The organism is Aneurinibacillus sp. UBA3580, from assembly GCF_002375825.1.
Lineage (GTDB): Bacteria > Bacillota > Bacilli > Aneurinibacillales > Aneurinibacillaceae > Aneurinibacillus > Aneurinibacillus danicus.
In genome coordinates this window covers 1-7,612 of record NZ_DFMZ01000009.1, presented here as the reverse complement: position 1 = coordinate 7,612, position 7,612 = coordinate 1, and the positions used below count along the sequence as shown (strand labels likewise).

9 protein-coding genes are annotated in these 7,612 nt (G+C 49.2%); 3 read left to right on the top strand and 6 right to left on the bottom strand.

Annotated features, from left to right (window positions below):
* The 3 genes from B2899_RS01865 to pdhA all read right to left on the bottom strand — a co-directional run.
* On the bottom strand, window positions 1-608 hold a 608-nt coding region (locus B2899_RS01865; RefSeq protein WP_286883615.1), incomplete at its 3' end, for a biotin/lipoyl-containing protein.
* A 57-nt stretch (window positions 609-665) separates the two neighbouring features.
* Window positions 666-1,646, bottom strand: coding sequence for an alpha-ketoacid dehydrogenase subunit beta (locus tag B2899_RS01860; RefSeq protein WP_146809890.1), 981 nt, complete (start codon window positions 1,644-1,646; stop codon window positions 666-668).
* 3 nt (window positions 1,647-1,649) lie between these two features.
* Window positions 1,650-2,696 (bottom strand): pyruvate dehydrogenase (acetyl-transferring) E1 component subunit alpha, encoded by a 1,047-nt coding sequence (gene pdhA, locus B2899_RS01855; RefSeq protein WP_146809891.1) that lies wholly within the window; start codon window positions 2,694-2,696, stop codon window positions 1,650-1,652.
* A 198-nt stretch (window positions 2,697-2,894) separates the two neighbouring features.
* Here pdhA and B2899_RS01850 point away from each other — a divergent pair, with 198 nt between their 5' ends.
* Both B2899_RS01850 and B2899_RS01845 read left to right on the top strand, forming a co-directional pair.
* Window positions 2,895-3,614, top strand: a complete 720-nt coding sequence (locus tag B2899_RS01850; RefSeq protein WP_146809892.1) for an alpha/beta hydrolase — start codon at window positions 2,895-2,897, stop codon at window positions 3,612-3,614.
* 4 nt (window positions 3,615-3,618) lie between these two features.
* Window positions 3,619-4,221 carry a TVP38/TMEM64 family protein gene (locus B2899_RS01845; protein ID WP_146809893.1) on the top strand — a complete coding sequence of 201 codons (603 nt, stop codon included), beginning with the start codon at window positions 3,619-3,621 and terminating at the stop codon, window positions 4,219-4,221.
* 149 nt (window positions 4,222-4,370) lie between these two features.
* On the opposite strand, the gene lepB is transcribed toward B2899_RS01845, so the two are convergent.
* Window positions 4,371-4,883, bottom strand: coding sequence for a signal peptidase I (gene lepB, locus B2899_RS01840; protein WP_146809894.1), 513 nt, complete (start codon window positions 4,881-4,883; stop codon window positions 4,371-4,373).
* Between the two features lie 250 nt (window positions 4,884-5,133).
* Here lepB and B2899_RS01835 point away from each other — a divergent pair, with 250 nt between their 5' ends.
* A complete protein-coding gene (locus B2899_RS01835) occupies window positions 5,134-6,207 on the top strand; it encodes a hypothetical protein (protein ID WP_146809895.1) in 1,074 nt (357 codons plus the stop codon).
* Between the two features lie 43 nt (window positions 6,208-6,250).
* Here the strand turns inward: B2899_RS01835 and B2899_RS01830 are convergent, their stop codons facing one another.
* Both B2899_RS01830 and B2899_RS01825 read right to left on the bottom strand, forming a co-directional pair.
* Window positions 6,251-6,937: a L,D-transpeptidase family protein gene (locus B2899_RS01830; RefSeq protein WP_286883607.1), complete on the bottom strand. Its 687-nt coding sequence runs from the start codon at window positions 6,935-6,937 to the stop codon at window positions 6,251-6,253.
* 162 nt (window positions 6,938-7,099) lie between these two features.
* The coding region (locus B2899_RS01825) for a nitroreductase family protein (protein WP_286883606.1) at window positions 7,100-7,612 on the bottom strand (513 nt) is incomplete at its 5' end.

The following is a 7,612-nucleotide window of genomic DNA, read 5'->3' as shown; positions in this document are numbered from 1 at the left end:
GCGGCCGCCGCAGATGCAGGTGCCGCTTGATCCGCCTGTTTCGTCTGATCAGTTTGCGGTGCTGCCGCTTGTGCTTTGCCGCCGCCCTGAGCGAACCTCTCTACATCCTCACGGGTAATCCGTCCGTTTTTGCCCGTTCCCTGCACCTGACGGATGTTGATTCCTTTTTCACGTGCAAACTTGCGTACAGCCGGTGTCGCGTATACGCGCTTATTTTCATCCACAGGTTCAACTTCCTGCTGTACCGGTGCTTTCCCCTGTTCGGTCATCGGTGTTTGTTCTACTTCCGCCCGGTCCGCTTTCTCATTCAGCTCTTCGCCTGCAGCGCGGTCGGTAGCATCCACTGTCCCGCTTTCCGGTTGAGATGCGCCTGCTGCATCGAATTCAACCAGAACGTCGCCGACTACGGCTACTGTTCCCTCTTCCACTTTAATGGACAGTACTTTCCCGTTTACCGGGGATGGAATCTCAACGACAGCCTTGTCGTTTTGCACTTCCATAATAATCTGGTCTTCTTCGACCTGATCGCCTTCTTTAATATGCCATTTTACGATTTCACCTTCGTGAATCCCTTCACCAATATCCGGCATTTTAAATTGGAACGCCATAGATGGAACCTCCTCCTTAGTATTACCGCGAGTTATCTTTCGCAGACAGGATAGACTTTAGAAATCAAGTACTTTATTCAAACCTTCAATCACGCGGGCCGGGTCCGGTAACCAGACATCTTCCGCCGCCGCAAACGGGAACACGGTATCCGGAGACGTTACGCGCAATACCGGAGCTTCCAGGGAAAGAATGGCTTTCTCGTTAATTTGAGCGATAACTTCTGCAGCCACGCCCGCTTGTTTCTGTGCTTCCTGCACGACGATAGCGCGGTTCGTTTTCTCAACCGACTTGATGATCGTTTCCGTATCCAGCGGGCTGATGGTCCGTAAATCGATGACTTCAACCGATACGCCGCGGTCTTTTTCAATCTGTTCCGCCGCTTTCAGAGAAGTCTGTACCATGGCGCCGTACGTAATGATCGTGACATCCTTTCCTTCTTTCACTACATTCGCTTTACCGATTGGAACCGTGTAGGATCCTTCCGGCACTTCACCGCGGAAGGAACGATACAACTTCATATGCTCCAGGAAGATAACCGGATCGTTGTCGCGAATCGCAGAAATCAGCAGACCTTTGGCATCGTACGGGTTAGAAGGAATAACGACCTTCACGCCCGGTGTCTGCAGGAACAGACCTTCCAGGCTGTCTGCATGCAACTCCGGCGTTTTTACGCCGCCGCCGAACGGAGCGCGGAATGTAACCGGAGAATTGTATTTTCCGCCGGAACGGTAGCGCATACGCGCCGCCTGGGATGCAATGGCGTCAAATGTTTCAAATACAAATCCGAAGAATTGAATTTCAGCAACCGGACGGAACCCCTGCAGACCAAGGCCGACCGCCATCCCGCCGATAGCGGATTCCGCAAGCGGCGTATCGAATACACGTTCTTCACCGAACTCTTTCTGGAGTCCGTCCGTTGCGCGGAATACCCCGCCGTTTACCCCTACATCTTCACCGAACACAAGCACGCTCGGATCTGCTCTCATTTCTGTACGCAGTGCATCTGTAATGGCTTGGATCATGGTCATTTGTGCCATTGTCTATTTCATCTCCTTCTGCTTATACTCATCGTATTGCTCCTGCAGAGCCGGAGTCTTCTCTTCAAACATAATGTCGATCAGGTCGGTCACTTTTTGTTTCGGTTGAGCATCGGCTTTCTTAATCGCCTCGGCGATTTCATTTTTCGCCTGCTCAATTGTTTGATCTTCTTCCTCTTTGGACCAGAGGTTTTTGCTTTCAAGGTACGAACGGAAGCGAACAAGCGGGTCTTTCTGCTCCCACTCCGTCATTTCTTCCTGCGCACGGTAACGGGTCGGATCATCGCCCGCCATCGTATGCGGTCCGTAACGGAACGTCAGGGCTTCGATCAATGTCGGACCTTCGCCAGCAAGCGCACGCTCTCTTGCTTCACGTACGGTCTCGTATACGGCCAGCACGTCCATACCGTCGATTTGCACGCCTTTGATACCTGCCGCTTGCGCTTTGGCCGCGATGGATTCAGCTGCAGTTTGCTTGGAGAACGGTGTAGAAATCGCATAACGGTTATTCTGTACGAAGAAGACGGCCGGTACTTTGTACACGCCGGCGAAGTTTAAACCTTCGTAGAAATCACCCTGCGACGTACCACCATCACCTATGTACGTAATCGCGATACGCTTTTCTTTTTTCAACTTGAAGCCCATTGCAACGCCCATCGCCTGTGTGATTTGGGCAGCAATGATAATTTGCGGCATTAAAACGTTTACATCGTCCGGAATCTGACCGCCGTGGAAGTGTCCGCGAGAATACAGAAACGCCTGATACAACGGCAACCCATGCCAGACGATTTGCGGGATATCACGGTAGCTTGGCAGAATGAAGTCTTCCTTGGCAAGCGCGCTCTGACTTCCGATCATGCATGCCTCCTGTCCCGCTACCGGAGCATAGAATCCGAGACGTCCCTGACGGTTCAAACTGATTGCGCGCTGGTCCCACACACGGGTGTATACCATCCTGCGCATCAATTCTTTCAAAGTGGCGTCGTCGACTTGAGGCATTTGCTTTTGGTCCGTAACCTTGCCTTCAGGCGAAAGAATTTGTAACATCATGACAACTCCTTTTTTAATAAGATTATGAGAAAAGAATATTTACACTACTGTAATAGAACAATATCCCAATGAAACACCTCTTGTTGCACAACAAGTACAGTTTCACGTTTTTGGATTCGCGATGAGTATAGCACTTCCTCATTATCATGTCCAATTTTTTTCACCCATACATATAAAAAACACGGAGGATTGATTCAAATGGACGAGAAACTGCGCAAGCGGACCATCGTGCGCCGCGAGCTTGAAAGCTCCTATCTAAAAGAAACACGCTCTTACAAAGTATATCTGCCGCCGGACTATGATTCTTCACGCGCTTATCCGGCACTGTACGCGCAGGACGGAGAGCAATTCCTCAACTTCGGACGCGGGGCCACAGTCGCTCAGGAAATGATTTTAAACGGCAAACTGTTTCCTTTCATCATTGTCGCTGTTACAGTTTCAAAAGAAAACCGGACGGAAGAATACGGTACCGGGCGCAGCCGAAACGATATTTATAAATCCTTCTTTGTTGAGGAACTACTCCCGGCTGTCGAAAAAGAATTTGCCGTAAACGATCGCATACTGATTGGCGACTCGCTCGGCGGTACGGTTAGCCTGGACCTTGCATTGGACAGGCCGGATTTGTTTAGTAAAGTGCTGTCATTATCGGGCGCTTTCTACCCTGATGTAATGAAAGGCGTACTGCGCAGGCCGAAACTTTCGCACTTAACTATCTATATGCTTATCGGCCTTCAGGAAACAGCGGTCCCGGTCGGCAGTCAAACAGTTGATTTCCTTAGTTACAACCGTGACATGAAACAAGTGCTCGAACAGCGCGGCGCTTCTGTCACATACGTCGAAAAAGAAGGTGGGCATGATTGGGGCTTCTGGCAAAGCCAACTTCCTAGTGCACTTTCCTTCTTTTTTGGGGTAAAATGAAAGTATGAATTGGACAGAGTTAAAAGCCTATTTTTCTGAAGAAAACTTATTGGCGCTGCTCGCCAAATACGAATCATTCGGGCCGCTGCCGGGAATTTTCATGACGTTTATCGAATCGTTCTTCCCGCCGCTGCCGCTGGTGGCCATTGTTGCAGGCAATGCCGCCGCATACGGCCTGTGGCTCGGATTTCTGTATTCGTGGATTGGCGCATGTCTGGGCGCGGTTCTCGTATTCTCCATTTGCCGCAAGCTCGGACAGCACCGCTTCCTGAACTTTCTTACCCGTCACCCGAAGGTGAATGAGGCGATGAATTGGATGAACCGGCATGGCTTCAGCGCCATTTTTCTGTTCTCCTGCTTCCCGTTTACACCGTCGTCACTTGTAAACGTGGTAGCCGGTCTTTCAAATATTCCAATTAGCCATTTTGTCTCCGCTATCATGCTTGGTAAAGCGATTATGATTTTTGTCGTCGCTTTTATTGGTCATGATGTCATGTCGTTCATCGATCATCCGTGGAAGCTATTGCTGGTGGCTCTCGCCATTTTTGGGCTCTGGCTCATTGGTAAGAAAGTCGAAGCGCGTCTTACCACAATCAAAGAAGGGTAAAAACGTGCAAAAGTGGTAAGCCTTCAAATAAGGCTTACCACTTTTCCTTGTATTGAAATCCGCGCCCCCAAATTTCACTTCATCTATAATGTTATCTATTTGTTGATCACAGCCTGTTCAGCTCACTTGCCGTACTACCTCGTTTTTCATTACATGGGCTGCATGTCGGTAAAAGGATAAAAGCGGAAACGAGCTTTGCCTTCGATGGCGCTTGCGTCTACAAACGGATCCGGCCATAGATGAGAGTCATAGCTTTCATTCCGATTGTCTCCAAGGAAGAAAAATTTTCCTTTAGGTACGGTAACAGGGCCAAAGTCATACTTCATCGGCTCCTTGATATATGGCTCATCCACCTTTTTTCCATTGCGGTATAGCGCCCCGTCTTTTATCTCGATCGTATCACCGCCGATGCCGATTAGCCGCTTGATGAAACGTTCATCTTTCTTGTCAGGCAGCGGCGGATAAAACACAACAATGTCGCCTCGCTGCAAATCATTCGGGCCGGTCATCTTGTCGACCGCCAGCCTGTCATTAATGTGAATTGTCGGCAGCATAGATCCGCTCGGTACAACGACAGCTTCCCCGATATATGTACGAATGGTCATACTTAACACGATTGCCAACAGAATTACGGGCACCCATTCTTTTATCCACTTTATCATTCGTTTGTGTCCTCCTGCTTTCTCCTAAAATCGAGCAATGCCTGCTCTATTTCTCTTTATTGTAAAACAAAGCAAGAACAAAGTAACGAGATTTTTTAATCTGCACAGGGCCAGTCTACCGGGGTGGACAATCTCATACAATAGCAAAGAAGAGATAAGGAAAGAAGGGTGAGAAGATTTCAACGTGGAAAAAAGAGGATTCTTTTTTCTTCTTTGAATCTTCTTTCCTCATAATTTTCACAGAAGAGAGGTGAGAAGCACGAAGACGAAACATTATACCCTGGCCCGGTGGAAGGCAATCCTGCAGGTGGGTTTTACGTATATTGGAACGATTGTTGGCGCCGGATTCGCGAGCGGGCAGGAAATCTTTCAGTTCGTCACCCGTTACGGCAGCAAAAGCGTGCTGATTATCGCGGTTAGCGTACTGCTGTTTATCCTCGCAGGAGCTAAAATCATGCTGCTCGCCCACAGCATTGGCGCGTCTTCTTATCACCAGTTTAACCAGTATGTATTCGGCAGCCGAGCCGGTTTCTGGATTAACACGTTCACACTGCTTACACTGCTCTGTACGACCGGTGTGATGCTGGCAGGGAGCGGAGCCTTGTTCGCACAGCAACTCGGGGGATTTTACCAGGCCGGCGTCATCGCGACAGCTTTGCTCGTCTACTTTATTACCTCGCGCGGCATGCACGCCATTATGACTGTCAATACATTGGTCGTTCCTCTTATGCTCGGTTTTACCGTATTGATTGGCATACGCACATTTATAATGAATGGTATGGATTTTCCTCCGTTCAACGGCTCTATCAACGCAGCAGGCTGGGCACTCTCCCCCTTCCTCTATGTTGCATTTAACCTCTCGCTCGCGCTGGCCGTGCTTGTGCCGTTGGGCAGCGAAATGCAGGATCGCCGGGTTTTGATAGGAGGAAGCGTGGTAGGCGGTATCGGGCTTGGCATCCTGCTTCTGCTCAGCAATTATGTGCTGCTCGTCCACAGTGCTGATGCCCTACGGGCAGAGGTGCCAATGGCCATGATTGTCTCTTTGCTGGGTCCATTTGTGCAATGGATGTTCAGCCTTATTATTCTGGGAGAAATTTTCACGACATTGGTCGGCAACGTATTCGGCTTAACGCGACAATTGCAGGTTTTTCCTTCCTTTCAGGTAGACTCCCGTTTCATTATCGTCGGACTGCTGATGGTCTGCTATATCATCAGTCAATTTGGTTTTTCTACACTTGTACACCACCTTTATCCGCTGTTTAGCTATCTCGGAGCAGGAACACTGCTCATGATTTTTCTTACTAAACACAAACCGTCAGGATAAACAAAAATGCGAGAGGCTCATACAACCTCTCGCATTTTTCTCTCTATTTGATATACGAAGCCAGATAGGCAGCCGGACCCTGTACAATAACAGGCTCTTTCTTCGGATCCAACCATCTCAGCACGGCCAGCAGATTTGACTCGGACAATGCGACGCATCCGGCCGTATAACTTTGCGGGCTGCGCCAGATATGCATAAAAATCGCGCTCCCCTTGCCGGGAACGACCGGATTATCATTATATCGGATAACAAGAGCGTATTTATAAAGAGGAATAGCCAGACGCTCAAAGGATTTCCACCTTTTTTTAGGATCACCGCCGTAATGCACCCATGTATTGTAATCCGGGGATGTCTTGTCGTCCACCCAATAGTCTTGGCGCGTAACCGGGCGGTATGGCAGCGTTACGCCTCCGGGCTTTACTGCCGTGCCGAATGCGGTGCCGATTTTATAAATCCCGGCGGGTGACTTGTAGTCGCCCTCTTTTTTATCCTCCAGCAGCGCAAATCCATTCTTCCCTACCACGGCAGGCATCGGCGAAAACGCCGACAGCCATTTTCCGCCTGCTTTCTCAAAGGCCTGAAGACGAGCCTGGCGGCTTTTCCAATCGGGCGTTGTCACCACGATAATCTGCTTTACTTCTTTATCGGGTCCGGAAGAAACGGCAAAATGCTCGATGGGCCTCTCTTCACTTCGTCTATTTTCTTCCATGCAATCGTTCTTTGCTTGCATAACATCCTGCCCCCTTCTTTTCACACAAAAAATCAAAACAACAAACTTTGTATATAGTATGTTTTTGATAGAAGGGGGGCAAAGAAAAATAAACCTGGATTTTGAAGAATAAAAAGACAGCTGATTCGTAATCGAATCAGCTGTCTTTTTATGGGACCGTTTTTATTTATAATCAAAGCCTTGCTTATCCAGCATCGGACGTACTTTCGGATAATAGATTTGCTTATAGAAGGAAGAAACAGTTTGTGACCAGTTGCGTGATTCCTGGCCGCCGGTCCGCTCTTTCATATAATCTGCCATCTGTTTGTCATACTTCTCAATTAAGCCGCGCAGGTCCCGATTATACGCTTCATGATGGTATACGGCTTCACGCGGCAGACGCGGTTTCAAAGCGGACGGATCTGCAGGATGCCCGACCACCAATCCGGCCACCGGAAACACATACTCCGGAATATCCAGCAACTCTATAAGCTCCTGCGGATTTCGGCGCGCGCCGCCGATCGGCACGATGCCAAGTCCCATCGACTCGGCTGCGGTAATCGCATTGCCCATCGCAATGCCGACATCGGACGCCCCTACGATGATAGATTCAACGCTGTCTGTTATCACTAATTCTTCGCCGTTTAATTCTGCAGCAATCTTTGCGCGGTAAAAATCAGCGCAGAACAGCAGGAA